This is a genomic window from Sphingopyxis sp. TUF1, assembly GCF_036687315.1.
GTDB lineage: Bacteria > Pseudomonadota > Alphaproteobacteria > Sphingomonadales > Sphingomonadaceae > Sphingopyxis > Sphingopyxis kveilinensis.
Map to the genome: position 1 here is coordinate 2,173,742 of NZ_CP144683.1, position 24,366 is coordinate 2,198,107.

Below are 24,366 nucleotides of genomic sequence, written 5' to 3' on the forward strand. Positions count from 1 at the left end.
CATCATCAATAAGCAGGGGAGGGGAGAGCGAATTGGGAGCTGCGGCGCGTTCGCGCCGAGGCGTTCAGGTCCTGGGGTCGGCCGGGTCCACTGCTTGTGCGGCGTCGATTCGTTGCCGATAGCCGGCGCGGTCGAGTTGGATCAGCGCGGCGCGCAGCGTGTCGGAAAGCGACGCGCCGATGTCGGCATCGAGCGAGGCCGCTGCCGCCGCCGTTCGCGCCCAATGGCGCGCGAGATCGTCCTGCAGCGCCAATGCCTTCTTGCTCAGCGCGACGAGCCGCTCGCGCCCGTCGGTTCCGCGGCGTACATCGACCAGTCCATCCTTGCGCATCGCCGCGAGCGTGTTGGTGATGCTGGGCTGCGACAATCCCATCGCGCTCACAATTTCGCTTACGCGTGCTTCGCCGCGCGCGGCCAGTAGCCGATAGATCGAGGTATAACGCGGCTTGAACGCAAGCCCGCTGTCGCGATAGGCCGCCTCGACGTCGCGATCGAGCCGCTCGATCAGCAGCCGCAGAAGCGATCCCAGGGTGAGCGCGCGATAGTCCATTTATATAGCCTATTATGTAACTGTCCTTCGAGCAAGCCTCTGCGAACGGCACGATTCGGCGATCAGAACCGTCATCCCGGCGTCCAGAACGCATCCGTAAGCCCGTGCCGGGCGAAAAGCGCCTCGATTTCGGCGGTATCGCGCTTGCGCCACGGCTTTGCGACATAGTCGCCGTACCAATCGGCGGCGAAGGACCAAAGCGCCTCCGAAGTCATCACCGCGCCCCTGGGCAGCGCGTGCCGCCGGCACCAGTCGTCGATGTCGGCTTCGCTGCGAAACGGCTGAAAGGTCGCGCAAGCGTGGATGACATTGTCCCACCACTGGCGGACCGGGGTCGACAGGTGGAAGAGGAACGAAGAATTTTCGACCCGGCCGCCGCGGATGCGGACGACAAGCGGTTCGCTCTCGCCGCCGAGGCGCGTGTGGATGTCGGCGTCGAGGCCCACCGCGGCAACGATTCCCATCGCGCAATAGAGGCAGTTGGCCCACCAGCCGCGTGTCCCCGCCGCGACCCAGCAGGATCCCGGCGAAAGCGCGAAGGGATGGACCGCCCACGGCGTGTGGCTGTGGGGGTGGAGCAACAGCGAGTGCGACGCCTGCAGCCGGTCGAGCGAATGTTCGACTTCTTCAACCGTACAGCCGCAGCGCGCCGCGAGATCGGCATTCGCCGGCGCATGGCCAAGCTCGGCAATCGATTGTGTGAGCGCGCCCCTGACGCGCAAATCCTGTTGCTGCAGCGTGGCTGCCATAGTCGCTCTCCGGTTGAAGATCGCGAGCCGCGCCTCGGCGATCGCGTTGGGATGCGCACGCTAGCGGGATCGAATCGCGTGAACCAGTTGTCGCGTGCCCGGTGGGCGACGTTCGGCTGTCCCGTTCGACCGTTCGCCGCCACAAGCGCGCATCGAGGGGGACGGCGCGATCGGCAACCGCCATCGACACCGACCCGTGCGCTGCCGACAAGGTTGCGGCACCGCGAATCCGTTTAGATCGGGGCGCGCGTTTTGCGCGACGACATATCAATGGGGAGGTTTGAATGACATTGTTGATGGCGCTTGCCGCGGTTTGCACGCCCGTTGCCGACCTGCCGCCTTCCGCGCAGCAGACCGAGCTGGGCGCGATCGTCGCGCGGGCCGAGGCGCCGTTCGCGCTTTATGCGCAGCGCGCGGGAAATGCCGACGCGCTGACCGCGGCGGCCGGCATGGCAGACCCTGCGATGAACCGTGCGATGAGCATCGACACGCCGGTGCGGATCGCCAGCAACACGAAGACCTTTGTCGCCGCGACGGTGCTCCGCCTCTATGAACAGGGCCGTATTGCGCTCGACGCGCCGATCGCCGGGCTGATCGATCCCGACCTTGCGGCAATCCTGTCCGCCGACGGTTATGATTCGCGCCGGATCACGGTGCGCCACCTGCTCAGCCACAGCGCCGGGCTTTACGATCATGGCGGCGATGCGCGCTATGTCGCGGCGATGCTCGCGACGCCGCGCCGCGAATGGACGCGCAAGGAACTGGTCGCGCTGATGGCGGAATATGCCGATCCGCAAAGCGCGCCCGGAACGCGCTTTCAATATTCGGACACCGGCTACATTCTGCTCGGCGACATCATCGAACGGCTGACGGGCCAATCGCTCGCCGCCGCGGTGCGCGAGCAATTGCGCTTCGCCGAGCTGGGCCTTGCCTCGACCTGGTGGGAAACGCTCGAGCCGCAGCCGGCGTCGGCGCTGCCGCGCGCGCGGCAGCATATCGACGGCCGCGACGTATCGAACGTCCACGCCTCGTTCGATCTTTACGGCGGCGGCGGGCTGGTGATGTCGGTCCGCGATCTGGCGACACTGTTCGCCGCGCTGTTCGAGGGGCGGGTCTTTGACGATCCCGCCACGCTCGGACTGATGACGGCGAAGGGGCCGCACGAAGGTGGCGATCGCTATCGTCTCGGTCTTTTTGCGCAGCCGGGAAAGCAGGGCGATATTTTCTCGCACAGCGGCTTCTGGGGCACCGGCGTCTATTATGACGTGGCGCAGCGACGCGTTGTCGCGGTCGCAACGACGCGGCAGGAATTTTTCCGCCGCGACATGGTGCCGCTTGCGATGTCGCTGCTCGGCGAGCCGGGGCGGTGTGTAGTCGGCGCCGATTAGCGATTGACGCCGCCGATCGTCTGGCATAATTTATCCAAATGGATAAGTGTTTGCACGCGCGTTTTCAGGCGCTCGGCCATCCGACGCGGCTCGACGTGATCGAACGGCTGCTGCGCGCGCCCGCGACGGTGAGCGACCTCGCAGCCGCCTATTCGATGGCGCTGCCGCCCTTTACCAAGCATCTGGCGGTGCTCGAACGCGCCGGACTGATCCGTTCGGTGAAGCAGGGGCGGGTCCGGACGTGCCGGATCGAAGCGTCGGCGCTGGCGGACATGGACCGCTGGTTCGCCGATCGCCGGTCGATGTGGAATGCCCGCCTGGACGCGCTTGAGAGCTATTTGAGTGAGAGGAAGGGCCGATGATGAATGTCGCGCATGACACGCTGGCGTTCGAACGATTGTTCGATGCCACACCCGCCGACCTGTTTCAGGCTTATGCCGATCCCCGGGTGCGCGAGCGTTGGTCCGCACCATCGCCGTCCACCGAGGTCCGGATCGACGAGGGCGATTTTTGCACAGGTGGCGAGGAGCGCGGACGCTGCGGCGCCACGGGCGATCTCAGATGGTCGACGCGCACCTATTATCACCTCGTCGTCCCCGATGCGCTTATCAGCTTCACCGAGGAGCTGCGCGAGGGCGACCAGCTGCTCACCATCGCGCTCGTCACGCTGGAGATCGCGCCTGCGGACAAGGGCGTCCGGCTGAAACTGACCGATCAGGTCACCTCGCTCGTTGGAGCCGAGGCGATTTCGGGGCATCGCGAGGGATATGCAAAGGCGCTCGATAATCTGGCGCTCGCGTTATTGCCGAAGCCTGCGGTAGCAGGATGAGTCACCCCGGCGGCGCCGATTTATTCAGCGAGAAATCCATGGGGGGCGCCGCTTCGGAAACTTCGAGAGCGGTCCGTACCATGCCCTGGGCGCGGAGCGCGGTCTGGAAACGCGCCATATGCGGCGTTTCGAAATGCGCGCGAAGCGCGGCTTCGTCGCGCCACCGTTCGGCGAGCACGATCGCCGACGGATGATCCAGATCGCGGCCGACGCGGTAATGGATGCATCCGGGTTCCGATCGCGTCGCCGCGGCAAGGCGGCGGATTTCATCGATAAAGGCCGGCGAAAAATCTTTGTCGGCAGTCAGCGTTGCGTGGACGATCACCTCGGGCAGCATCGCGGTATCGAGCGCAAGGACAGCCTCGATCTCGATCAGCCATTCGGGCCAGGCGAGCGCCGACACGAATAAGAAGGTGCTCGCGGGTGGGCGCGCGGGATCGATATACTCGCCGCGCACGCGGTTGACGTGCCGCAGGAGCGCCCGGTCGACATCCTGCCGGCAATAATAGTTGAGCTTCACGATATCGGCGAAACGCCCGCCCGCCTCGCGCGCGGCGATGTCAAGGTTGCGGAACACCTGTTCGAGCTGGCTGACGAAGTCGCCGGGCGCGACGTGCGTTCCATCGGGCGTGCGCGGCACCTGTCCCGACAGCCAGATCAGGCGTCCACGCCCTTCGGCGAGATGCGAGAATCCGTTGGCAGGCGGCAGCGACGCCGGGTTGCTGCGAAGCGGCGCCCGCTCGGCGGCCGAAACCAGCGCAGGGGCGAACAGAAGGGGGGAAGAGGCGAGCAATGTCCGGCGTGCAATCATCGGAAACTCCTTGGTGGGAGCGCTTCTTTGATGATCCCCTCGTCATCGATCAAACTGATTGTTATAATAGATAATATGCACCAGATGAATTTAGCGAGGATCGATCTCAATCTGCTCGTTGTTCTCGACGCGCTGCTGACGGAGGCGCATGTCGGGCGCGCGGGTCAGCGCGTCGGCCTCTCGCAGCCCGCGGCCAGCCATGCGCTCGGCCGCCTCCGGATTTTGCTCGGCGATCCGCTGCTCGTGCGCTCGGGAACCCGGATGATGCTGACGCCACGCGCCGAAGCGCTTCGCGACCCGCTTCGCGATGCGCTCGATGGCGTCCGGACGGTCCTCAATCAGGAAAGCTTCGCGCCCGCGACGAGTCGGCGTCACTTCCGGCTGATGCTTCCCGACCCGACCGCGCATCTGCTATTGCCACCGTTGCTCGGACGGCTGCAGCGCGAGGCACCGGGGATGATATTGGAAGGACTGGCCTGGCGCGGGCCCGATCTCCTCGACGAAATAGCCCTGTCGAGGATCGACATGATTATTACCTCGGTCGAGCGGGAGTGGCCGGGCTTTGACCGGGAAAGCCTTTATATTGACCGCGATGTCGCGGCGGTTCGCGTCGGCCATCCTTTGCGTGCCGAACTGGCGATGATCGACGGGCTATGCACCGCGCGCCATGTCGCCGTGGTGGGGGCGGGCGAACGCGCCGATATTCTCGACCAGTGGCTCGCGACCACGCCGATCGTCAGGCAGGTGGCGGCCATCGCGCCGAGCTATGTCGCGGCGCTGCGGATTGCCGCGGCTACCGATCTGGTGGCGGTCGTTCCCGAACGACTGGCCCGCGGCCTGACGACATCGTTCGGGATCGAACTGGTGCCGCTTCCGGTCGATCCCGGCATCGATGCGATGGACCTTCTGTGCCAGAAAAGGTTGCGCGCCGACCCGGCGGCCATTTGGCTGAGGCAGCTGCTGGTGGATATTGCGTCCTCGCTGGCGCCTAGTTGAAATCCGCGGCGAAATCGGCCGCGTCGACCGCGAAATGTTCGACCTCGCGCGCCTGCCACAACAGAAAATCCGAATCGAAATCATAATATTTGGCAATAGTTGGCTCGGCGCCCGCGAAGGCGGCGATGGCATCCATGTCGCGCCAGAAGGTCAGCATCGTCACTTCGACGACCTGGCCGCGCGCAGAGTGAAGGCACATCGCGGCCAGATTACCGTCGATCGCGCGATAATCGGGAATGGCAACCTCGCGCATCAGACGGAGATATTCCGCCGACTGCTCCCGCAACACCATGCCGCTCCAGCGCCTTGCGATCATCATCATAGCTCCTTGTTTGCGGCCACCCGGATAGGGCTTCATCGGCGCACGCGAAAGCCAGCAAAGGCGCGAGCAGCCGAAACATCCTGCCAAAGGCAAATATCAGGGTATGGAATCGGGTGGGAAAGATCGGATCCTGCCGGAGTAGCGGAAATTCCGATTCCGCCCATCCTGTCTTTCTAGGAGAAGCAAAAAGAGGGGGAAGCGACATGACGCGATTTGACTGTCGCGCGGCGTTGATCGCGATGGGGTTCGTGCTGGTTGCACTCGTCTGGAACGGGACGGCGGCCGCGCAAATCCGCTTTGCGGTGACGCTTCCCGCTGGCTCTGCCGAGAAGCCGGTGACCGGCCGGTTGATCGTCGTCGCCCATCGCCGCGCCGACGGCGCCGCATCGACGCGCGAACCGCGACAGATGATCGGCATGAACGGTCCCCCGGCGTTCGGCGTCGATGTCGAAAATCTTCGCCCCGGTGCGACTGTCACCGTCGATTCGCGCGCCGACGGTTTTCCCTTTGGCCTCGAGCAGCTTCCCGCGGGCGATTACAGCGTCCAGGCGGTGCTGATCCGCTATACCGAAGTGAAACGCGCCGATGGGCACCGGATATGGGTGCCGCTGAGTCAGGAGCGCGCGGTGGGACCGATGTTCCCCGGCAATTTGTTTAGCAAACCCGCCGATACGCGGCTCGATCCGGCGGCATCGGCCCCCGTTGCGCTGACGCTGACCGAGACGATCGGGCCAATTGCTCGCGCCCCCGATACGCCATGGATCAAGCGCGTGCGGATCAAAAGCAAGATCCTGTCCGATTTCTGGGGCGTGCCGATGACGATCGGCGCCGAGGTGCTGCTGCCCAAGGATTTCGCGAAGCATCCCGGTGCGCGTTATCCCGCGATCTATACCTTTGGTCATTTCGGCGAGCCGTTTAATTTCAATCCCGATCCCGCAAGCGACACCGAAGACGAACGGCGTTCGGCGACCGATGCCAATGTGAAGACGGGTTACCAGTTCGCGCGCGAATGGATGGGCGAAAATTTCCCGCGCATGGTGGCGATCACGCTGGAGACGCCGAGTCCCTATTTCATCGAATCCTATTCGCTCAACTCGGCGAACAACGGGCCGTGGGGCGACGCGATCACCAAGGAGTTGATGCCCTATCTGGAAAAACGTTTCCGCCTGATTGACCAGCCCTATGGCCGGATCGTCGAGGGTGCGTCGACCGGCGGCTGGGAGGCGCTGGCGCTGCAACTTCACTATCCCGACTATTTCGGCGGCGCCTGGGTGTTCAATCCCGATCCGATCGACTTTTCGCGCTACCAGCTGACCGACATCTATCAGGACGACAATATGTTCACCCTGAAGGTGAACGAGTGGCAGACGCAGGAAAAGCCGTTCCGCCGAACCCGCGAAGGCCAGCCATTGATCGACCTTCGCACGCTGGCGGCGCTGGAGGCGGTGCTGGGGTCGAAGGGGCGTTCCTATTACCAGCTCGACATCTGGCAGGCGACGCACGGGCCGGTCGGACCCGACGGCTATCCGGTGCCGCTGTTCGACAAGAAGACGGGGGTGATCGACAAGGCGGTCGCGCAATATATGCGCGAGAACGGCTATGACCTGTCGGCCCACCTGCGCGACAATTGGGCGACACTGGCGCCCAAACTGCGCGGCAAGATCAATATTTTTACCGGCGACATGGACGATTTCTACCTGAACCTTGCGGTCTATCGCTTCGAGGAAATGATCCGCGAAAAGGGCGGCGCCGAATATCCTGCGCGGTTCGAATATGGCCGCCCGCGCAAGGGGCATAATTGGCATCACACCGACTGGGCCGGAGTTGTGCGCGAGGTCGCCGACCATGTCCGCAAGACCGCTCCGGCGGGCGCGCCGGTCGAACAATGGAATTATTGATGGAGAAAAGCGCGATGTCCGGCAAGCGTTTGAGTCAGCTGATGTTGATCGCGGCTGGGTTTGCGGCGGGAGCATGGGCGCCCGCGGCGATGGTGATGGCCGATGGAGGCCCGCCGACGAGCCAGTTCGACGAAATCAGCGTCAAGCGACTGAATATCGTCGAGCCTGATGGCAAATACCGCTTGGTTCTGTCGAATGCCGAGCGCTTTCCCGGCCTGTTCATGGAGGGTAAGGAATATAAGCACCACAGCCGCGACGGCGGCGGCATGCTGTTCTTCAACGACGAAGGCGACGAGGTCGGTGGGCTGACGTTCGGCAGCAAGACCGTCGGCGACAATCGCCGGGCCTCGGGTTCGCTGATGTTCGACCAGTATAAGCAGGACCAGACGGTCGGTATCCAGTATAGCGAAGCCGATGGCCGCCGCATGGCCGGCCTCCGCGTCTGGGACCGGCCCGATTGGTCGATCAAGCCACTGATGGAAATGAGCGCGCGCGCCGCCGCGGCGTCCAACGAGGCGGAAAAGAACCGCATCCGTGAGCAAATGCGCGCCTATGCCATGGCCAATGGCGGGGGCGGCGCCGAACGCTTCTTCGCCGGAAAGGCGTTGGAGGAGACGGTCGTACGGCTGGCCGACAAGGACGGAAAGGCGCGCCTTTTGCTGAAAGTTGGCACCGACGGCACGCCGAGCATCGAATTTCTCGACCCCGCCGGAAAGGTGGTGAAGCGGATCAGCCAATAATCCTGCCGATCCGGAGCTGCCGTCCGGGATGCTTTCCCGGGCGTTCGGCGTGCCATTTTCTATCACATTCAAAAATAACAAAAAAATTCACGAAACTGTCATTAATCCTTGACGGTGGCGTGATTTGCTGATGCCATGCCGTTCCATGGATCATCAGACCCGACTTCGCTGGTTTGCGCGTGAGGTATTGCCTCACGAACCCGACCTGCGCGGCTGGCTGGCCGGGCGCGTTCGGGGCCTCAGTTCGTGCGACGTCGATGAAGTGGTGCAGGAGGCCTATGCCCGTCTCTGGACCGCCGATGCCGACACGATCCGCAACGCCCGCGCCTATCTCTATGTAACCGCACGGCATATTGTCGGCGAGCATATCCGCCGGTCGCGCATCGTCGCGATCGACCTGGTGGCGGATTTGGACACGCTGAACATCGTGGATGAAGAGATGAGCGTCGATCGGCGGCTCAGCGGACAGGAAGAACTGGCGCGGCTGCACGAAATATTGCAGACGCTGCCCCCGAAATGCCGTCAGGCGTTCGAGCTGAAGAAGTTTCAGGATTTTTCCCAGCGCCGGATCGCCGAACATATGGGAATTGCCGAAAGCACGGTCGAGAAACATCTCTCGAAAGCGCTGCGGCTGGTTTCCGAGGCAATGAAACAGGCGCCCGCGGGCGCACAGGATGGAAGAACGCGTGAGCGCAGGTTCTGGAAATGGGGCTGACATCGACAGCCGGGCTTCGGCCTGGGCGGTGCGGACGGCCGAACGCGCACTGGACACGGGCGAACAGCGGGAACTCGACGACTGGCTGACGGCGGATAGCCGGCACCTCGGCGCCTATGTTCGCGCGCAGGCTTTGTGGCTCGACCTCGACCGTGTGGCAGCGCTGGGCAGCGGCGCGGCGCGCGAACCATCGCAGCCGGTACGCGCGCGCCGCTGGGCACCCTATGCGATGGCGGCATCGGTCCTTCTGGCGGTGACCGGCGGCGTTGCTGCCTATGATCAGTTTGCAGGCCGCGTCGCGACCGAACGCGGCGAGGTGCGGCGCATCGCGCTCGACGATGGGTCGGTGATGATGCTGAACGGCGATGCCGCGGTGCAGGTTCGCTACGAGGATGATGTCCGCCGCATCGTGCTGCGCCGGGGCGAGGCGTCATTCGACGTCGCGCACAATCCCGCGCGCCCCTTCATTGTCGAGGCCGACGGGCTGAACGTCCGCGCCGTCGGCACCGAATTTGTCGTCGGGATCGAAGAGGGCGGGGTCGAGGTCACGGTCGAGGAAGGCGTTGTGGCTGTTGGCGGCCAGGCGAGCGGATCGGCCGCGCCGCGCTATCTGCGCCGCAACGAACAGTTCGTCGCCGCTGCGACCGGCCCCCGCAAGGCAGTGCTCGATGCGGCCGATGTCGAACGGCGCGGCGCGTGGCGCAAAGGCTTGCTGGTTTTCGACGGACAGCGGCTGGGTATCGCCGCGGCCGAGGTAAACCGCTATTCGGACCTCCGCGTCGTGATCGAGGATCCGACGCTTGCGCGCGCCGAATTCATGGGCGTTTTCAAGCTCGGCGATGCCAATGCCTTTGCCCAGGCAGCCGCCGGCGCGTTCAATGGCGAGGTGGTTCGTCGGGGTGACGAACTGCATCTGGTACGCCAGCAGAATTCTCCCTCGCACTGAATAGCGGATTCCGGCGCGCCATCGCTCATCCGTCTGTGGAAGCCATATTGGCTTCGGGGCTTTAGGGAGGATTGTGATGAGGTGGGAGCGAGCCAGCCGTATGAATTCGCGCGCGGCGCTGATGACCGGCGTTGCCGCAGCAATGCTGTGGGCGGCGCCCGCCATGGCGCAGGAGCGCCAAAGTTTCACGATCCCCGCCGGCGACGCGGCGACAGCGGTCCAGCGGCTCGCGATCCAGTCGGGCGTGCAGGTGATGGTTCCCGACGCCGACCTGTCAGGCGTCACCACCAACGCCGTTAACGGCAGCTTCACCCCCGTCGAGGCGCTTCGCCGGATGCTTGCGGGCAAGGGGCTCGAGGTGGTCCAGAACGGCGATGCGGTCGTGATCCGCCGAAGCGGGAGCGGCGCCAGCGCCGAAGTGGCATCCGAAACCGTCGGCCAGGAAATTGTCGTCACCGGATCGCGAATCGAGCGCGCCGGCTTCGATACGTTGCAGGCGGCCTCGACGACCGATGCCGAAGAGATCGGACGCCGCAGCTATACCAATGCGCTGGAAGTGTTGCAGGATACGCCGGGCTTCGCGCCGGCGGCCAGCAGCCAGATCGGAACGGCGCAGGGCAATCTTGGCATTGCGCAAAGTTTTGCCGACTTCTTCGGCCTCGGTTCGCAGCGGACCCTGACCCTTGTGAACGGGCGACGCTTTGTGTCGTCGAATACTGTGTCGGGCAACGGCGAGTCCGCTTCCCCCGGATCGCAGGTCGATCTCAACCTCATTCCCGTCGGGCTGATCGAACGTATCGAAACCGTCGCGATCGGTGGCGCACCCGTTTATGGGTCGGACGCTATCGCGGGTACCGTCAACGTGATTTTGAAGGAAAATTACGAAGGTCTTGAACTGACGGGGCAAGCAAGCATCTCCGACCGCGGCGATGCGGCAAACCAGATGGTTCGCGGCCTGTTCGGGCGCAATTTTGACGAGGGTCGCGGCAATATCGTGCTGTCGGCCGAATATGTTCGCCAGGAAGGCATGGTGCTCGCCGACCGGTTCCCGTTCCGCTTCCTGACCCCCTCGGGCAACACGGATCGCACCGACGGCATTCCGGCCCAGCAAGTCGTCGAGGCTCTGCGCTACGCCGCGCTGACTGACGGCGGCCTGCCTTACAGCACGCTGGTTCCGTTCGGACCGACGTATCTCCGCAATTCTGCGGGCCAGCCGGTCATGTTCGGCCCCAACGGCGACCTGGTCCCCTTTGTCCTGGGTGAAGCTTTTCCGGGATCCTCGACGCAGGGTATTCCCATTTTTGCCGACGGCGGTGACGGGATGGACCCCGCGCGCTACACGAGCCTTCTCTCTCCCAATCAGCGTTACCTGTTCAACGCGATGGGCAATTACGACATCTCCGATCGCGTGAATTTCTTTGTGGAAGGCTCTTATGCCAATACGCAGGGAACCAAGATCAGCGATCTTTTCCAATTCGCTGCTCCCAATATTCTGGGCGGTCCCGCCATCACGATTCAGGCGGACAACGCCTTTCTCACGCAGCAGGCGCGGGGGATTATCGCCGCGAACGGGCTGACCAGCTTTCAGATCAATCGCAACTTCAACGACGTGATCGATCGCCGACCGGCCAAAACTGAACTCGACGTCTATCGCATCGTTGCCGGGTTCAAAGGGGACCTCGATGTCGGCGGGCAGGCTTGGAACTGGGATGCATCATATAATTATGGTTCCAGCCGCAACCGGTCAGAATTTAATCAGATAAACCTGACCCGTTTGTTGAATGCCGTTGATGCCGTGACCGACGGGTCGGGGAACATCGTTTGCCGGGTCGGTGGCGACTGCGTCCCACTCAATATTTTCGGCGAAAATGCCGCCAGCGATGAAGCGGTCGATTATGTGGTCGATCAAGGCATTGGTATCAGCAAAAATTCGATGGAAGTTTTCAGCGCCAACCTGGGCGGCAAGCTTCCCTTTGGAATCGCCGAGCCCATCGCCTTCAGCATCGGCTACGAGCATCGTACCGAGAAGGGCTCGTTCAGCGGGAACGACATCATCAATGGCGGTCTTTCGTTGTTGAACGGGTCGCTGCAATATCCGGATGCACCGGAAGGCAAATTCAACACCGACGAAATATATGGTGAGGGCGTCGTGCCGCTGATTTCGGACGCCATGGACGTGCCGGTTATCCGGTCGCTTCAGGCCGAGGGCGCCATCCGCTACGTCGATCACTCGGTCGCCGGCGGCGATGTAACCTGGTCTGCCGGTGCGCGGCTCCAGCCCCGGTTCGGCGGGATACTGGAAGGCATTACCTTCCGCGGCGTTTATACGCGCGCCATTCGTAATCCGTCGATCGTCGAACTGTTTCTCAATCCGACCCCTTCGGCAATTTCGGCAAACGACGTTTGTTCGGCGAGCCGAGTGGGTGGCGGACCGAATCCCGACGTTCGACGGGCAAATTGCACGGCGGCGCTTGCCGCGGTCGGCGCTGCGCCTCCGGGTACCTTTGTGGCGACGACCAATGGGGCATCGCCTTTCGGGGTGCTGACCGGCAATGCCAATCTCGATAACGAGACGGCACGGTCTTATTCCTTTGGCATGACCTATCAGCCGCCGGCGATCCCGGGCTTGCGGATGGCGATCGATTACAGCCACATCAAGCTGCGTAACGCGATTGCAAGCTTCGATCTGCGTACCTCGCAGGCAGCTTGCTACGACAGCCCCAATTTCCCGGACGAGCCCGCGTGTCAGGCTTTCAGCCGCCTCACCGCGGCGCAGGCTGCACAACAGTCGGCCGCCACCGGTCGGCAGCGCATTGCGGGGGATATTGCGGATGGTTTTACCGAAACCTATTACAATAGTGCTTCGCGCGACTTTGGGGGCATCATCGGTGAAATCGACTATCGTTTTGCGGTTCCCAACATCGCAGGATCGGAGCCGGGGATGCTCCGTCTGGGCGTCAAGGCCTTCCATATCGCCCATTTCCGGACCCAAACCTCGGGCGGTTCGCCTGTGATCGAGAATGCCGGCACGCTGGGCTCGCCCAAATGGGATGTGAATGGCCGGATCGGCTACAACTTCCATCCCTTCGACCTCGACGTGCAGGTCTTGTGGACCAGCAAATCGGTAAGGGACAATAACGCCACGATCGAGGACACGCCGGTCAATGATTTTCCGGCATATACGCTGGTAAACACGACCTTCGGTGTCGAGGTTGCGGACAGGTTCACGCTACAACTCGCCATCCGGAATTTGTTCGACCGCAAGGTGCCTTATGCCGCGACCGTTTCGCGCTCGTTCAGCGTGTTCGATCCGATCGGGCGCACCTATACGCTGCGCGCCAGCGCTAACTTCTGACCGGAAGCGGGCGGGGCCTCGGCTCCGCCCGCCGCCGTCCGAGATCGAGGAACGCATGACAAAATATCTGCTCGGCCTGGCGCTGGCCTGTCTCGTAGCGGTGCCGGTTGCGGCGGAGACGGCGCCCAAGCGCTACACGATCGAGCAGCTCATGGAGTCGGACACTATCGCGGGGCTGTCCTGGTCGCCCGACGACAGCAAGATCATCTTCACCAGCAACCGCACCGGCATCGCGAACATCTATGTCATGCCGTCGGCGGGGGGCGAGGCCACGCCGCTGACGCAATCGACGACCGAAACGGTGCGCGCGATCGGATATTTTCCGCACGACGAGCGCATCCTGTTCACCAGCGATCAGGGCGGCAATGAACTGGCGCATATCTACGTCCGCGAAATCGACGGCACGACGCGCGACGTCACGCCGGGCGATCGGCATGTCGCGCGCTTCGTCGATTGGGCACACGACGGGAAATCCTTTTTCGTCCAGACGAACGAACGCGATCCGCGTTTTTTCGACCTCTATGAAATCCGCACCGACGGCTACCAAAAGACGCTGCTGTTCCAGAACGACAAAGCGTATCAGGTGCGCGCGGTCAGCCCCGACCGCCGTTATGTCGGGCTCAGCCGCATCCACGACAATGCGACCAAGCATTGTTATGTTTACGACCGTACCGAAGCGCGGCTGATCCAGCTTACCGAAGAAGGGCGGCCGGTCGCCTGCGAACCGCAGGTTTTCGCCGACCAGGGCGCACGGCTTTTTTACACAACGGACGACGGCGGCGAATTCGCCTTCCTCGTCCGCCGTGACCTTGCGACGGGCGAGCGGCGCACAGTCTTCAAACCCGAATGGGACGTCGAGGGGGCGGCGCTGTCGCGCGACGGCGACACGCTGCTGGTTTCGGTCAACGAGGATGCGCGTTCGCGTCCCTATCTGCTGAACGCCGACAGCTTCGCCAAAATCGCCTTCGACGATCCGATGCCGCAGGCCAGCGCCGGCCTGCTGCTCGCCAACCATGGCCGAAAGGCGCTGTACAGCGCCTCCAACGGCGCGACGCCGGGAGAGATTCTGCTCCTTGATCTGAAAACCGGTGCGCGCGCTCCTCTCCTCAACGCGCGTGCACCCGGCGTCGCGCCCGAGGATCTGGTGCCGGGGGACGTCGTCCGATTCAAATCCTATGACGGATTGGCGGTCCCCGGCATCCTTTATGTGCCAAAGGGCGCCAAAAAGGGCGACGGCCTTCCCGCGGTCATCCATGTTCACGGCGGCCCCGGCGATGAAAGCCGGATCGGCTATCGTCCGTTGCAGCAGTTCCTCGTCAACAATGGCTATGTCGTGTTCGAAATCAACAATCGCGGTAGCAGCGGATCGGGGCGGACCTTTTATCACCTCGACGACCGGCGCCATGGCGATGCCGATCTGGACGATGTCGTTGCGGCCAAGGCGATGCTCGCCGAAACGGGCTTCGTCGATCCCGCCAAGGTCGCGATCCAGGGGCAAAGCTACGGCGGCTACATGACGCTGGCCGGATTGGCGTTCCGGCCCGATGTCTTTGCGGCGGGAGTCGATATTTACGGCGTGTCCAACTGGCCCCGCCTGCTCGCCAACACGCCGAGCTGGTGGGAGGATTTGCGCCGCCTGCTGTTCACCGAAGTCGGCGATCCCGACAAGGACGCCGAATATCTGCGCAGCATCTCGCCCGTCTTTCACGCCGACAAGATCCGCAAGCCGCTGCTCGTGTTGCAGGGGGCGAACGACCCTCGCGTCCTGCCAGTCGAGTCGGAGGATATTGTCGAACGCGTCAAGGCGAACGGCGTACCGGTCGAATATATCGTCTTTGCCGATGAGGGGCACGGTTTCCGCAAAAAGGCAAATCAGATTTCGGGTTATCGCGCGATCCTGCAATTTCTCGACAAACATGTGAAAGGCGCCGCGAGCGCATCGATGGCCACGAAAGAAACGGTCTCGCCGCTCGGCGATTTTCCGAACGGCCGGTGACGATGGGAGCGATGGACCGGCGCCAGTTCATCACGGCGGGCGCGCTGGTCGCCGCCGCGCCGGCATGGGCCGCGAGCGGCGGAGAGAATGAGCGGCTCCACGCCTTTTTCGAGCGCGTGTTCCAGCGCGACCTTGCGCGCAATCCCGCGGCGCAATCGGTGCTGGGCGGCAAGGGCGCAAACCGCGGCTGGCCCGACGTCAGCGAGGCGCGCGCCGACGAAAATGTCGCGCTTGCCCGGGGCGACCTTGCCGAATTGCGGCGCTTCGATCGCGCCGCGCTGACGCTCGAGGCGCAGCTGAGCTATGACCTTTTCGCCTATGACGCCGAAGAGGCGATCGAACGGCATCGCTGGCGCGGCAATCATTACCCCGTGTGCCAGATGCGCGGGCCGCAACGCGACATTCCGCAGACGCTGATCAACAATCATGCGATCAACAGCGTCGCCGATGCCGAGGCCTATATCGAACGGCTCCATGCGGTGCGCCCCTATCTTGCGGTGGTGGTCGCGGGGCTGGAGCGGCAGGCAGCGACCGGCGTCGTCCCGCCCGATTTTTCTAGGCCCTTGGTCATCGGCAATTGCGAAAAGCTGATTACCGGTGCGCCCTTCCAGCCGGACGCGCCGGACAGCCCGATCCTTGCCGATTTCCGCGGCAAAGTGGCCGCGCTGGCGCTGGACGAAGCGGCGACCGCGCGGCTCGTCGATGCGGCGCGCGCGGGCCTTTTGGAAGGCTTCGGTCCCGGTTTCCGACACCTGATCGAACATCTTCGCGCCGCGCGCTGTCCCGACGGGTGCAACGATGGCGTCTGGCGCCTGCCCGATGGCGACGCCTATTACGCCGCGCAGCTTCGCTGGAACACGACGCTCCCGATCCCGGCAGAGGAGGTCCACCGCATCGGCCTCGCGGAAGCGGCGCGACTGCATGAGGAAATGCGCGCCGTCGCTAAGCGCGCCGGCTTCAACGGCACGCTTGGCGAGCTGTTCGAGCATGTGCGAACCGCGGACCATTTCTATTATCCGAACGACGCCGCAGGCAAGGCGGGGTATCTGGACGCGATGCGCGCCAAGATTGCGGCGGTTACCGCGCGGCTGAGCGAGCTGACGGGCCATGCGCCTCACGCCGATGTCGTCGTGAAGCCGGTCGAGCCGTGGCTCGAAGCGTCGGCGGGAACCGCGGGCTATTTCGCGCCTTCGGCCGATGGAACGCGCCCCGGCATCCTCTATGTCAACACGCGCGACATGCGGAACCTGCCCATCTATGAACTGTCGGCGCTAGCCTATCACGAGGGCGTTCCAGGGCATCATCTGGAAAAGGCGGTGACACGCGGGCTGACCGACCTTCCGAAATTTCGGGCGTTCGGCAGCTATACCGCGTTCAGCGAGGGCTGGGCGCTGTTTGCCGAGCAGCTGCCCGTCGAGATGGGCCTTTACGATGACCCCTGGCAGGATTTCGGGCGACTTTCGATGGAGCTGATGCGCGCCGGGCGGCTGGTTACCGACACCGGCGTCCATGCGCTGCGCTGGAGCCGCGAGCGGGCGATCGCATGGCTGGATGCAAACACCCCCGCCAACCACGCCGACAATGTCACCGCGATCCAGCGCTATATCGTCACGCCGGGTCAGGCCTGCGCCTACGAAATGGGCAAGCTGAAGCTCGTCGAGCTGCGCGACCGCGCGCGCGCCGCGCTGGGGCCGCGTTTCGTGATCAGCGCGTTCAACGACCGGGTGCTGGGCAGCGGGCCCCTGCCGCTGCCGATGCTTCAGGCGAGCATCGAGGCATGGATTGCGAAGGGAGGAGCCGCATGATCGACCGCCGCCAGTTTATCGGATCGGCGGCGCTGGCAGGCGCCGCACTGGCGGCACCGCCGCTGTTCGCCGTCGAAACCGGCGAGGATGCGCGGCTCGACGCCTTTTTCGAGACGGTGTTCCAGCGCAGTCTCGATCGCAGCCCCATTCGCCAGTCGGCGCTCGGCATCCGGCGCGACCAGGACAAATGGGACGACATCAGCGAGGCGCGCGAGCTGGAAGACCATCGGCTGCGCGAGCAGGATCTCGTCATCTTGCGCGGCTTCGATGTCGCAGCGCTGTCGGCGCAGGCGCGGCTCAGCCACCGGATGTATATGCGGTCGACCGAACAGGCGATCCGCGATTTCCGCTGGCGCGACCATGATTATGTGATGACGCAGATGGGGGGGATGCACACGCGCGTTCCCAGCACGCTTACCAACAGCCATCCCATCGGCAGCGTGGCCGACGCAGAGGCCTATATCCAGCGGCTGGAGCGCGTCGATCCGCTGATGGCGCAGGCTGTCGAGCGGTTGACGGCGCAGGAGGCCAAAGGCATTCAGCCGCCGCGCTTTGTCTATGCGCTGCTGATCGAACCAAGCCTCAACCTGTTCAAGGGCGCTCCGTTCGGCGGCGAGGGCGACAGTCCCATCCTGTCCGACTTCAAGGCGAAGCTGGCGAAGGCGCCGGTTTCCGAGGTCGAACGGACCGACCTGCTGGAGCGGGGAACGGCGGCGCTGTCGGGCGGCTTTGCGCGCGGTTATCGCCGACTGGTCGCACATCTGCGCGCGGCGGAGGCCAAGGCCGAAACGCGCGACGGGGTGTGGAAGCTGCCCGACGGGCAGGCCTATTACGAAGCGCGGCTGGAAAATTACACGACGCTGCCGCTGACCGCAGCAGCGGTGCACGCACTGGGGCTGCGCGAGGTGGCGGCGATCCACGACGCGATGCGCGCGATCATGAAGCGGACGGGCTTCGAGGGCGACCTTCAGGCCTTTTTCGCCTTCATGCGCGACGACCCGCGTTTCTATCATTCGGACGATGCCGCCGGTCGCGCCGCCTATCTGGCCGAAGCCAATGCGCTGCTCGACGAAATCCGCGGACGGGAGCGGGAATTGTTCGCCCGCTTTCCCAAGGCGCCGGTCGAGGTGCGCGCGATCGAGGCGTGGCGCGAGAAATCGGCGCCCAAGGCGCATTATCGCAACCCGCCGCAGGACGGGTCGGCGCCGGGCATCTTCTATATCAACCTCACCGACATGAAGGCGCAGCCGCGGTACCAGCTGGCGGCGACGCTTTATCATGAGGCGATCCCGGGGCATCACACCGAAACCTGTATCGCGCACGAGATGGAGGGGCTGCCCAAATTCCGCCGCTTTGCGAGTATCGCGGCCTTTTCCGAAGGCTGGGGGCTGTATTCGGAGCTGCTGCCCAAGGAAATGGGGCTTTATGCCGATCCCTATTCGGACTTCGGACGACTGTCGCTGTCGCTGATGCGCGCGTGCCGACTGGTAGTCGATAGTGGAATCCACGCGATGAAATGGACGCGCGAGCAGGCGACCGCCTATCTCGACGCCAATATGCCGTCGAGCCATTACGACAATCAGCGCGAGATCGACCGCTATATCGTGCTGCCCGGTCAGGCGACCGCCTATTATATCGGGATGCAGAAGATCCTCGAGCTGCGCGAACGCGCGCGGGCCAAGCTTGGCGATCGGTTCGACCTGCGGCACTTCCACGACGTGACGCTGGGCGCAGGGCCGCTGCCATTGCCGCTGCTCAAAGAGCGGATCGACGCGTGGATCGCGCGCGGCGGGCCGTCGGTGCAGGATTTCGATAAAGCGGCCTGAGCGCCGCTGCGCGTTCGATCAGTCGGACGTGCCAAGCGACGCCGCGCGCATCCGTTCGCCGCGCCGCCGCAGCAGTTCGGCAGCCCCCAGCAGCAGCGTCGAGGCAATGACGAGCAAGGTCGCCGCCGCCGCGATCGCCGGGCTGATCTGTTCGCGTACTCCTTCGAACATCTGAATCGGCAACGTGCGTTGCTCCGGCCCCGCGATGAACAGCGCGACGGTCGTCTCATCAAACGACGTCATGAAGGCGAAGACCGCGCCCGCGGCGATGCCGGGCGCCGTTAGCGGCATCAATATGCGGATCAACACCGTCACCGGCCGCGCGCCGAGGCTGGACGCAGCGCGCAACAACTCGCTGTCGAGACCGTGAAGCGACGCATGAACCACGATCACCACGAAAGGGAGCGCGAGCGCGCTGTGCGCGACGATCAGCCCGACCGGGCCGTTGACCAGCCCCAGCGGCGCGAACAGGAAATAGAAGGCAACCGCGACGACGACGATCGGGACGACGAGGGGCGCCGAAATGATCGCGACGATGACCGGCTTGGCGCGCGACTGCATATGAGCGAGCCCGATCGCCGCGAGCGTGCCGAGCGGGGTTGCGATCAAGGTCGTGGCGACGGCGATCTTGAGGCTGTTCGCGAAGCTGTGCGTCCATTGCGGGGATTCCGCGAGGGTGCGGTACCAGCGCAGCGACAGGCCGCTTTCTGGGAAGACGAGGAAGCTGCCGGGGTTGAGCGACAATGGCACCACGGCGAGGATCGGCAGGACCAGAAAGGCGAAGACCAGCGCGGAATAGACGATGAGAGCGGCGCGGCCGGCGCGTTCGCCCCGCGAGCGAAGCGCGGTCATACCGGCACCGTGCGAACCATCGTCCGCCCGGCAAAGAGCATCAGCGCGAGCGGCAGGAGAAGCAGCAGGCTGAGCGCCGCCGCCATGCCCCAGTTGAGCGACTGGTTGGTATAAAAGGCGATCGACGCGCTGATCATCTGGTCCGCGCCGCCGCCGACCAGCGCGGGCGTGACATAATAGCCGAGCGCGAGGGTGAAGACGATGATCGCGCCGGCCGCGACGCCCGGCAGCGACTGGGGCAGATAGACTTGCCAGAAAGCGCGCAGCGGCCGTGCGCCAAGCGAGCTCGCGGCGCGCATGGCGGTCGGCGAAATCCCTTTCATCACGCCATAGAGCGGCAGGATGAAGAAGGGCAGGAGCACATGCGTCATCGCGATATAGACGCCGACGCGATTATATATGAGCTGGAGCGGCGCATCGATCAGCCCGACATATTGCAGCGCGTTGTTCACGACGCCGTTGGTCTGGAGCAGCACGGCCCAAGCCGCGGTGCGAACGAGCGCCGATGTCCAGAAGGGCAGGAGGACAAGGATGAGCAGCGGGTTCGCCACGCGCTGCGGCAAGGAAGCCAGCAGAAACGCCACCGGATAACCGAGCGCGACACAGAGCAGGGCGACGACGGCGCTGATCTTGAATGTCCGCAGGAAGATGGTTTCGAACACCGCCTGCTCCGGCGCAACGCGGGCAACCCCGTCGTCCATGGTAAGCCTCCGGTCGAGTGCTGCGAGCAGATAATGGCTGGTGAGCGGGCCGTCGGCATGGCGCATCGCGGCCCAGATTTCGGGCTGCCCCCAGCGCGGATCGATCTGAGCGAGCGCGCCCACGCTATCGCCCGGCGCCCCCGCCTCCAGCCGGTCGGCCGTGGCGTAAAGCAGGCTGCGCGAGCCCACGACATCATAGTTGAGCCGGTTGGCGGCGCGGTTGAGCGTACCGGCGCGGCGCGATGCCAGAATGTCGCGCGATATCGTCTGCGCCAATGTGTCGGGCGGCAGCCCGCCGCTGTCCCATTGGCGCAGCGCCGCCGCGCTGTCGGGCCAGACGGTCATGAGTTCGCGGTCCGTCACGGCGCGCGACAGCATCAGCATCACCGGCGCGACAAAGCTGGCAAGCAGGAAGAGCAGCAAGGGCGCCACCAGCGCGAAAGTCCACCAACGCCGCTGCATCCCCGGTCTAGCGCGCGACCCAGGCATTGAAACGCTGGGTGAGCTGGTCGCCATATTCGACCCAGAAATCGGCATCGAGTTCGAGTGCGTCGGTCATGTTCGCGGGATCGCTGGGCGTATCGCGCTTAAGCCGCGGATCGACGCGGGCGCCTGCTTCGATGCTGGTCAGCCCCGTCGGGATATAGCGCGGCAGGCGCATCTGGTTTTCAGGCCGGGTCATGTAGCGAAGAAGCTGGGCCGCTTCGGCGCGGCGCGGGCTGTTGGCGAGGATGACCCAATAGTCGACGGCGTAAATGTTGCCGGTCCAGTTCAGCTTGAAATTGCGGCCTTCGGTGCGATTGGCCACCACCAGCCGCCCCGGGCTTGTCACCGACATGACGATTTCGCGCGAACCGAGAAGGTCGGGAACCTGCGAGATCGACGACCACCACACGACGTGGGGCTTGATCGCGTCCAGCTTGCGAAAGGCGCGGTCGATGCCCGCGGGGGTGCGCAGCGTCGGATAGACCTGGTCGGGAGCGACGCCGTCGGCCATCAGCGCGAATTCGAGCGAATATTTGGGAGTCTTGCGCATCCCGCGCTTGCCGGGAAAGCGCTTGACGTCCCAGAAATCGGCCCAGTTTTGCGGGCCCTCACCGGTAATCCGGTCGCCATCATAGCCCAGGACGTAGGACCAGAGCATCGCCCCCACGCCGCAATCATGAACCGCGGCGGGCAGAAAGGCGTCGCGACCCCCGAGCGATGCCCAGTCGAGCCGCTGAAAAAGCCCCTCTTCGCAGCCAAGAATCAGATCCTCGGTTTCGACCTGGACGATGTCCCAGCTGGCGTCGCCGCCGACCACCTTGGTGCGGATCACGCCGACGCCGCCGCGCCAGCTGTCCTCGCGGAGTGGAATTCCGGTCGCCTTGGTGAAGCTCGTCCAATAGGCCTGCCGATGCGCGTCCTGCGACGACCCGCCCCAGCCGACGACGGTCAGCGGGCGCAGCTCGGCGCCGCTATCGCAGGCGGCGGTGGCTAGAAACAGCAGCGTCGCGGCAAAGCTGCGCGCGATCATCATGCCGCATCCTCGCGCTGCGACCGGCGACCTGTCGCGAAAGCGAAGCAATGATCGGCGCACCAGCTGACCGGCAGCGCATCGCCGACCGCGAGATCGCGGCTCGCCGAGGTACGTATGACGAGTGTGTCGCCGCCGCCCAGCGCAGCATGGATGCGGCGATGGTCGCCGTGATAGACAAGCTCGTCCACGCGGGCGTCGAGTGTGTTGCAGCAATCGGAGGACTTGCCCCGGCTTTCGATATGTTCGGGCCGGATTGCGGCGACCACCTCGTCGCCCGGCAAAACCGCCCCCGATGCGTTCGCGCGCACGATCTGGCCGCCGCGCAGCAGGATCGCGCACTGTTCGTCGCTGCGCGCGATGACCGTCCCGGGCAGCATATTGTTTTCGCCGACGAAGCTGGCGACAAACATATTCGCGGGCGTTTCATAGATTTGCGCCGGGGTGCCGAGCTGCTGGATGCGCCCTTCCGAAAAAACCGCGATGCGATCGGACAGCGTCAGTGCTTCCCCCTGGTCGTGCGTGACATAAACAATGGTGAGTCCCAGCGCGCGCTGGATGCGTTTGATTTCGGTTTGCAGATGTTCGCGAAGCTGGCGGTCGAGTGCGCCGAGCGGTTCGTCCATCAGCACGACATCGGGTTCGAAGATCAGCGCGCGGGCAAGCGCGACGCGCTGGCGTTGCCCGCCCGACAGGGCCTCCGGACGGCGCGATCCCATGCCTTCGAGCCGGACCAGCGCGAGCGCCCGATCGACCCGGGCCGCCGCATCGGCGCCCTTGATGCCGCGGACACCGAGCGGGAAGGCAAGGTTTTCGGCGACGGTCATATGCGGGAACAGCGCGTAGTTCTGAAACACGACGCCCATGTTGCGTTTGTACGGCGGGCGATTGGTGAGCGACTGTCCGTTCAGAAGAATCTCGCCGTGGGTGGGGGTTTCGAAGCCGGCCAGCATCATCAACGTCGTCGTTTTGCCGGAGCCCGAGGGGCCGAGCAGGCTGATGAATTCGCCGCGGTTTACCGTCAGGTTCAGGTCCGATACGGCGGGGCGGGCGCCGCCTGCGTAGATTTTTTCGACGCCGCGAAATTCGACGAGAGGCGCGGTTTCGCTCATTGTGCGGTCATTTTGCGATAGACGGCGCCGAGGCGCTGGATTCCGTCGTCGATCTGGGTGGGTGTCGTATAGCTGAACGACAGGCGGATGTGGTTGCGCGGCGTCGCGTCGTTCTGCACCGCGAAGAAGCGGCTGCCCGCGATCAGATGCACCCCCGCCGCCGCCGCCTGTTCTGCGAGGAGGTCGCCGTCGACCGCCTCGGGTAGGGTCAGCCAGACATAATAGCCGCCCTCGGGCACCGCGACGTGGGCGCCCGGCAGGTCGCGCGCGATCGCGGCGACGATGGCGTCGCGGCGTTCGCGATACGCCGCCTGAACGCGCGCAATATGGTCGGGGAAGGCGGAGGAACTCGCGAACCCGTGAATGATCCGCTGAATGAGCGGCGACGAGCCGCCCTCGGCCTTTAGCTGGATCATGCGGGCAATATGCACGGGGTCGGCGGCGACCCAGCCGATGCGCAGCCCCGGCGCTACCAGTTTGGAAAAGGTGCCAACGTGAAAAACCGTGCCGTCGGTATCGAGCGATTTCAGGAGCGGGCCGCCGTCGCCGTCGAACCGTACGCGGCGATAGGGGCTGTCCTCGACGAGCGCGATGCCGCGCGCGCGGGCGAGCGCGACGAGTGCGGCGCGGCGGTCGGCAGGCATCGTCGCGCCGGTGGGATTGTGAAATTCGGGAATGTTATAGATGAATTTCGGCGGCGGATGGCCCTCCGCGGCGCGGCGTTCGAGCTGGCGTTCGAGCGCCGCGACATCGATGCCCGCGTCATCCTGCGCCGCCTCGATGAAATGGATGCCATAGTTTCGGAAGAGGGGAATGGCGGTGAAATAGGTCGGCGCGGTAACGACGATCGCATCGCCTTCGTCGAGGAGCAGGCGGCACACGAGGTCGATGCCCTGCTTGGCGCCGTTGGTCACGAGGATATGATCGGCGGTCAGCGCGCAGCCTTCGTCGTTCATCCAGTCGGCGAGCCATTCACGCAGATAGGGCTGTCCGCGCCCCGAGGCGTATTGCAGGGTTTCTTCGCGATGTTCCGACAGCGCGGCAGTGGCATAAGGTGCAAGGTCGGGCAGCAGCTGCGGAGCGGCAAAGCCCGAATCGAAGAGGATGGTCTCCTGACCGAATTCCGACGGAAAATGGGGGGCAGGCAGCCGGGTCGACAAGTTCATCGCGCGACGCGCCAGGCGTTCGGTATTCGGCAAGCTATCGCCCCTCCATGTCAGCGCTTTTCGGCCAAGCGGCTGTCCCTGCCTGAAACGATG

At 64.3% G+C, this 24,366-nt stretch carries 21 protein-coding genes; 12 read left to right on the top strand and 9 right to left on the bottom strand.

Features of this window, described 5'->3' with window-relative positions; genetic code table 11:
- Window positions 1-64 precede the first annotated feature (64 nt).
- Entirely contained in the window at window positions 65-550 is a 486-nt protein-coding gene (locus tag VSX77_RS10315) for a helix-turn-helix domain-containing protein (RefSeq protein WP_338424518.1), read from the bottom strand.
- 71 nt (window positions 551-621) lie between these two features.
- Window positions 622-1,299, bottom strand: coding sequence for an organomercurial lyase (gene merB / locus VSX77_RS10320; RefSeq protein WP_338424519.1), 678 nt, complete (start codon window positions 1,297-1,299; stop codon window positions 622-624).
- 284 nt (window positions 1,300-1,583) lie between these two features.
- Here merB and VSX77_RS10325 point away from each other — a divergent pair, with 284 nt between their 5' ends.
- From VSX77_RS10325 to VSX77_RS10335, 3 genes are read left to right on the top strand one after another with little or no spacing between them, the layout of a single operon-like run.
- On the top strand, window positions 1,584-2,687 hold the full coding sequence (locus VSX77_RS10325) for a serine hydrolase domain-containing protein (protein ID WP_338424520.1): 1,104 nt from the start codon (window positions 1,584-1,586) through the stop codon (window positions 2,685-2,687).
- 50 nt (window positions 2,688-2,737) lie between these two features.
- The gene (locus VSX77_RS10330; RefSeq protein WP_338424521.1) at window positions 2,738-3,049 is read left to right on the top strand and encodes an ArsR/SmtB family transcription factor; all 312 of its coding nucleotides are present in this window, start codon (window positions 2,738-2,740) and stop codon (window positions 3,047-3,049) included.
- Window positions 3,046-3,516, top strand: a complete 471-nt coding sequence (locus VSX77_RS10335; RefSeq protein ID WP_338424522.1) for an SRPBCC domain-containing protein — start codon at window positions 3,046-3,048, stop codon at window positions 3,514-3,516. The genes VSX77_RS10330 and VSX77_RS10335 overlap by 4 nt, the downstream gene beginning before the upstream one ends.
- A gap of 1 nt (window position 3,517) precedes the next feature.
- On the opposite strand, the gene VSX77_RS10340 is transcribed toward VSX77_RS10335, so the two are convergent.
- The gene (locus tag VSX77_RS10340) at window positions 3,518-4,327 is read right to left on the bottom strand and encodes an antibiotic biosynthesis monooxygenase (RefSeq protein ID WP_338424523.1); all 810 of its coding nucleotides are present in this window, start codon (window positions 4,325-4,327) and stop codon (window positions 3,518-3,520) included.
- Window positions 4,328-4,411: 84 nt separating this feature from the next.
- Here VSX77_RS10340 and VSX77_RS10345 point away from each other — a divergent pair, with 84 nt between their 5' ends.
- Window positions 4,412-5,323 (top strand): LysR family transcriptional regulator, encoded by a 912-nt coding sequence (locus VSX77_RS10345; protein ID WP_338424524.1) that lies wholly within the window; start codon window positions 4,412-4,414, stop codon window positions 5,321-5,323.
- On the opposite strand, the gene VSX77_RS10350 is transcribed toward VSX77_RS10345, so the two are convergent.
- Window positions 5,316-5,642, bottom strand: coding sequence for a hypothetical protein (locus VSX77_RS10350; protein WP_338424525.1), 327 nt, complete (start codon window positions 5,640-5,642; stop codon window positions 5,316-5,318). The two genes, VSX77_RS10345 and VSX77_RS10350, sit on opposite strands and share 8 nt — an antisense overlap.
- Window positions 5,643-5,848: 206 nt before the next feature.
- Here VSX77_RS10350 and VSX77_RS10355 point away from each other — a divergent pair, with 206 nt between their 5' ends.
- The 8 genes from VSX77_RS10355 (at window position 5,849) to VSX77_RS10390 (ending at window position 18,926) form a co-directional block, all read left to right on the top strand.
- Window positions 5,849-7,543, top strand: coding sequence for an alpha/beta hydrolase-fold protein (locus tag VSX77_RS10355; RefSeq protein WP_338424526.1), 1,695 nt, complete (start codon window positions 5,849-5,851; stop codon window positions 7,541-7,543).
- Window positions 7,543-8,283, top strand: a complete 741-nt coding sequence (locus tag VSX77_RS10360) for a hypothetical protein (RefSeq protein ID WP_338424527.1) — start codon at window positions 7,543-7,545, stop codon at window positions 8,281-8,283. The genes VSX77_RS10355 and VSX77_RS10360 overlap by 1 nt, the downstream gene beginning before the upstream one ends.
- A 145-nt stretch (window positions 8,284-8,428) precedes the next feature.
- Window positions 8,429-8,998 carry an RNA polymerase sigma factor gene (locus VSX77_RS10365; protein WP_338424528.1) on the top strand — a complete coding sequence of 190 codons (570 nt, stop codon included), beginning with the start codon at window positions 8,429-8,431 and terminating at the stop codon, window positions 8,996-8,998.
- Entirely contained in the window at window positions 8,970-9,944 is a 975-nt protein-coding gene (locus VSX77_RS10370) for a FecR family protein (RefSeq protein WP_338424529.1), read from the top strand. The genes VSX77_RS10365 and VSX77_RS10370 overlap by 29 nt, the downstream gene beginning before the upstream one ends.
- Window positions 9,945-10,044: 100 nt before the next feature.
- On the top strand, window positions 10,045-13,299 hold the full coding sequence (locus VSX77_RS10375; protein WP_338424530.1) for a TonB-dependent receptor: 3,255 nt from the start codon (window positions 10,045-10,047) through the stop codon (window positions 13,297-13,299).
- 55 nt (window positions 13,300-13,354) lie between these two features.
- Window positions 13,355-15,295: a S9 family peptidase gene (locus VSX77_RS10380; RefSeq protein WP_338424531.1), complete on the top strand. Its 1,941-nt coding sequence runs from the start codon at window positions 13,355-13,357 to the stop codon at window positions 15,293-15,295.
- 11 nt (window positions 15,296-15,306) lie between these two features.
- The gene (locus VSX77_RS10385; RefSeq protein ID WP_338424532.1) at window positions 15,307-17,100 is read left to right on the top strand and encodes a DUF885 domain-containing protein; all 1,794 of its coding nucleotides are present in this window, start codon (window positions 15,307-15,309) and stop codon (window positions 17,098-17,100) included.
- Window positions 17,097-18,926 (top strand): DUF885 domain-containing protein, encoded by a 1,830-nt coding sequence (locus VSX77_RS10390; RefSeq protein ID WP_338424533.1) that lies wholly within the window; start codon window positions 17,097-17,099, stop codon window positions 18,924-18,926. Before VSX77_RS10385 ends, VSX77_RS10390 begins: the two co-directional genes overlap by 4 nt.
- A gap of 18 nt (window positions 18,927-18,944) precedes the next feature.
- Here the strand turns inward: VSX77_RS10390 and VSX77_RS10395 are convergent, their stop codons facing one another.
- Genes VSX77_RS10395 through VSX77_RS10415 form a run of 5 tightly spaced genes read right to left on the bottom strand, consistent with a single transcriptional unit; the run spans window position 18,945 to window position 24,306 of the window.
- Window positions 18,945-19,778 (bottom strand): ABC transporter permease, encoded by an 834-nt coding sequence (locus VSX77_RS10395; RefSeq protein WP_338424534.1) that lies wholly within the window; start codon window positions 19,776-19,778, stop codon window positions 18,945-18,947.
- Window positions 19,775-20,941 carry an ABC transporter permease gene (locus VSX77_RS10400; protein ID WP_338424535.1) on the bottom strand — a complete coding sequence of 389 codons (1,167 nt, stop codon included), beginning with the start codon at window positions 20,939-20,941 and terminating at the stop codon, window positions 19,775-19,777. The genes VSX77_RS10395 and VSX77_RS10400 overlap by 4 nt, the downstream gene beginning before the upstream one ends.
- A 7-nt stretch (window positions 20,942-20,948) precedes the next feature.
- Entirely contained in the window at window positions 20,949-21,998 is a 1,050-nt protein-coding gene (locus VSX77_RS10405; protein ID WP_338424536.1) for an ABC transporter substrate-binding protein, read from the bottom strand.
- Complete coding sequence (locus tag VSX77_RS10410; protein WP_338424537.1) at window positions 21,995-23,107, bottom strand: ABC transporter ATP-binding protein; 1,113 nt, start codon at window positions 23,105-23,107, stop codon at window positions 21,995-21,997. Before VSX77_RS10410 ends, VSX77_RS10405 begins: the two co-directional genes overlap by 4 nt.
- Window positions 23,104-24,306 (bottom strand): PLP-dependent aminotransferase family protein, encoded by a 1,203-nt coding sequence (locus tag VSX77_RS10415; protein ID WP_338424538.1) that lies wholly within the window; start codon window positions 24,304-24,306, stop codon window positions 23,104-23,106. Before VSX77_RS10415 ends, VSX77_RS10410 begins: the two co-directional genes overlap by 4 nt.
- Between the last annotated feature and the right edge of the window lie 60 nt (window positions 24,307-24,366).

Bases quoted from the DNA above. Each gene is read 5' to 3' on its own strand.
- VSX77_RS10315 (WP_338424518.1), bottom strand. From the start codon at position 550: ATGGACTATCGCGCGCTCACCCTGGGATCGCTTCTGCGGCTGCTGATC.
- merB (WP_338424519.1), bottom strand. From the start codon at position 1,299: ATGGCAGCCACGCTGCAGCAACAGGATTTGCGCGTCAGGGGCGCGCTC.
- VSX77_RS10325 (WP_338424520.1), top strand. From the start codon at position 1,584: ATGACATTGTTGATGGCGCTTGCCGCGGTTTGCACGCCCGTTGCCGAC.
- VSX77_RS10335 (WP_338424522.1), top strand. From the start codon at position 3,046: ATGATGAATGTCGCGCATGACACGCTGGCGTTCGAACGATTGTTCGAT.
- VSX77_RS10340 (WP_338424523.1), bottom strand. From the start codon at position 4,327: ATGATTGCACGCCGGACATTGCTCGCCTCTTCCCCCCTTCTGTTCGCC.
- VSX77_RS10345 (WP_338424524.1), top strand. From the start codon at position 4,412: ATGAATTTAGCGAGGATCGATCTCAATCTGCTCGTTGTTCTCGACGCG.
- VSX77_RS10350 (WP_338424525.1), bottom strand. From the start codon at position 5,642: ATGATGATCGCAAGGCGCTGGAGCGGCATGGTGTTGCGGGAGCAGTCG.
- VSX77_RS10355 (WP_338424526.1), top strand. From the start codon at position 5,849: ATGACGCGATTTGACTGTCGCGCGGCGTTGATCGCGATGGGGTTCGTG.
- VSX77_RS10360 (WP_338424527.1), top strand. From the start codon at position 7,543: ATGGAGAAAAGCGCGATGTCCGGCAAGCGTTTGAGTCAGCTGATGTTG.
- VSX77_RS10365 (WP_338424528.1), top strand. From the start codon at position 8,429: ATGGATCATCAGACCCGACTTCGCTGGTTTGCGCGTGAGGTATTGCCT.
- VSX77_RS10375 (WP_338424530.1), top strand. From the start codon at position 10,045: ATGAATTCGCGCGCGGCGCTGATGACCGGCGTTGCCGCAGCAATGCTG.
- VSX77_RS10380 (WP_338424531.1), top strand. From the start codon at position 13,355: ATGACAAAATATCTGCTCGGCCTGGCGCTGGCCTGTCTCGTAGCGGTG.
- VSX77_RS10385 (WP_338424532.1), top strand. From the start codon at position 15,307: ATGGACCGGCGCCAGTTCATCACGGCGGGCGCGCTGGTCGCCGCCGCG.
- VSX77_RS10390 (WP_338424533.1), top strand. From the start codon at position 17,097: ATGATCGACCGCCGCCAGTTTATCGGATCGGCGGCGCTGGCAGGCGCC.
- VSX77_RS10395 (WP_338424534.1), bottom strand. From the start codon at position 19,778: ATGACCGCGCTTCGCTCGCGGGGCGAACGCGCCGGCCGCGCCGCTCTC.
- VSX77_RS10400 (WP_338424535.1), bottom strand. From the start codon at position 20,941: ATGCAGCGGCGTTGGTGGACTTTCGCGCTGGTGGCGCCCTTGCTGCTC.
- VSX77_RS10405 (WP_338424536.1), bottom strand. From the start codon at position 21,998: ATGATGATCGCGCGCAGCTTTGCCGCGACGCTGCTGTTTCTAGCCACC.
- VSX77_RS10410 (WP_338424537.1), bottom strand. From the start codon at position 23,107: ATGAGCGAAACCGCGCCTCTCGTCGAATTTCGCGGCGTCGAAAAAATC.